Below are 2,053 nucleotides of genomic sequence, written 5' to 3'. Positions count from 1 at the left end.
CGGTCGGGCCGGTCTGGCAGGGCGGCGGCAAGGGCGAGGCCGACCTGCTCGCCTCCTGCTACCGGCGTTCGCTCGAAATTGCCGCCGGGAGGCAATGCCGCACGATTGCGTTTCCGGCGATCTCGACTGGCATCTATGGCTACCCGAAGGATGAAGCGACCGAGATTGCTGTCGGCACCGTAGATGCCTTCCTGAGCCAGACCGCGGTACCGGAAACCGTCACTTTTTGCTGCTTTGATGAGCAAATGGCGGAACTATACCGAGAGACCGTTGCTGCTCTTGGCGGAGACAGAACTTTATGAGCGGCAGGGACGATTTACAGTTTCAAATAGGACTTCTCGATTTCGGACTAGCCGCACCGAAAAATAGACGCTACTGCTCACCCTGCATTTTGCTATGGGCATGGGGTGAAAATGAAGCCGAATTATCTTCGACGGACGACTGTTTCGATACTTGCGGGATTGCTTATATGCGCTGCGGCCGGAGCCGGCGCGGCGCAATCGCTGGCCGGGAAGGTCGGCGACAAACGATTCACTCCGTATTTGCCGGGCAGCGCGAAGGACGAATGCACCAGGGCCTACAAGGACTATGTGGCTGCAAGTGGCCATTCGGCCTATGCAACGACCTTCTATTCGCGCGTCGTCGACCTCTACATCATCTGCGGCTCGGGACTGAACGCTCCGTCGCAAAAGGCCGCGGAAGAGCGGGCGCTACGATCCTGCCAGGCGGGCTTGAAGAGGTGGAGGGTCAAGACCGCGAGCGGCGGCTGCGAAATCGCAGCTTCGAAGTAGGCCGACGCTCGCCCGACTGGCGCCGACCGAGGCAAAACCGGGGGGCTCCATGTTCGGCAAGATCCTGATCGCCAATCGCGGCGAGATCGCCTGTCGCGTCATCCGCACGGCACGAAGGTTGGGCCTGCGCACCGTCGCCGTCTATTCGGATGCGGATGCGAAGGCCCTGCATGTCGGGATGGCCGACGAGGCGGTCCATATCGGACCCTCGCCGGTCGGCGAAAGCTATCTGCGCGGCGACAGGATCGTCGCGGCAGCACTCGCCACCGGTGCCGAGGCCATCCATCCCGGCTACGGCTTTCTCTCGGAGAATCCCGAGTTCGTCGATCAGGTGACGGCGGCGGGGCTCGTCTTCATCGGCCCGTCGGCGGCTTCGATCCGCGCCATGGGGCTGAAGGACGCGGCCAAGCGCCTGATGGAGAAGGCCGGCGTGCCGGTGGTGCCTGGCTATCACGGCGAAGCGCAGGAGATCGTGCTCCTGGCCTCCAAGGCGCGCGAGATCGGCTATCCCGTGCTGATCAAGGCGCGCGCCGGCGGCGGCGGCAAGGGCATGCGCCGCGTCGACCACCCGGACGATTTCTCCGAGGCGCTGTCCGGTGCGCGGCGTGAGGCAAAGGCGGCGTTCGGTGACGACCGCGTGCTGGTGGAAAAATACGTCGACAAGCCGCGCCACATCGAAGTGCAGGTGTTCGGCGACAATTTCGGCAATGCCGTGCATCTCTTCGAGCGTGACTGCTCGGCGCAGCGCCGCCACCAGAAAGTGATCGAGGAAGCGCCTGCCCCAGGCATGACGCCGGTGCTGCGCAAGGCGATGACCGAGGCCGCGGTGAAGGCCGCCAAGGCGATCAGCTATTCAGGCGCCGGCACGATCGAATTCATCGTCGACGCCTCGCAGGGGCTGAAGGCCGACCGCTTCTGGTTCATGGAGATGAACACGCGCCTGCAGGTCGAACATCCGGTTACCGAAATGGTGACCGGCATCGATCTGGTCGAATGGCAGCTGCGGGTCGCGGCGGGCGAGAAACTGCCGAAGACGCAAGGCGAACTCCAGCTCGCTGGCCATGCCTTCGAGGCGCGCATCTATGCCGAGGACGCCACCAGAGGATTCCTGCCAGCGACGGGCACGCTGCACCACCTGAAATTCCCGCAAACCGCACCAGAGCATGCCGCCATGCGGATCGAGACCGGCGTGCGCGCGGGAGATCAGATCTCGCCCTTCTACGATCCGATGATCGCCAAGCTGGTGGTGCACGGCAAGGACC

Annotated in this window: 3 protein-coding genes; all 3 read left to right on the top strand. The window is 63.7% G+C overall.

Annotated features, from left to right (window positions below; translation table 11 throughout):
• Positions 1 to 302: macro domain-containing protein (locus EOA33_RS33555; RefSeq protein ID WP_190234459.1), on the top strand; the 302-nt coding region annotated here is incomplete at its 5' end.
• Between the two features lie 240 nt (positions 303 to 542).
• A complete protein-coding gene (locus EOA33_RS33550; RefSeq protein ID WP_348628287.1) occupies positions 543 to 791 on the top strand; it encodes a hypothetical protein in 249 nt (82 codons plus the stop codon).
• A gap of 49 nt (positions 792 to 840) precedes the next feature.
• Positions 841 to 2,053: biotin carboxylase N-terminal domain-containing protein (locus EOA33_RS33545; protein ID WP_127407569.1), on the top strand; the 1,213-nt coding region annotated here is incomplete at its 3' end.

The organism is Mesorhizobium sp. M4A.F.Ca.ET.050.02.1.1 (genome assembly GCF_003997725.1).
Taxonomy (GTDB): Bacteria; Pseudomonadota; Alphaproteobacteria; order Rhizobiales; family Rhizobiaceae; genus Mesorhizobium.
The sequence above is the reverse complement of the archived record's forward strand: the minus strand, read 5'-3'. Positions and strand labels throughout refer to the sequence as shown.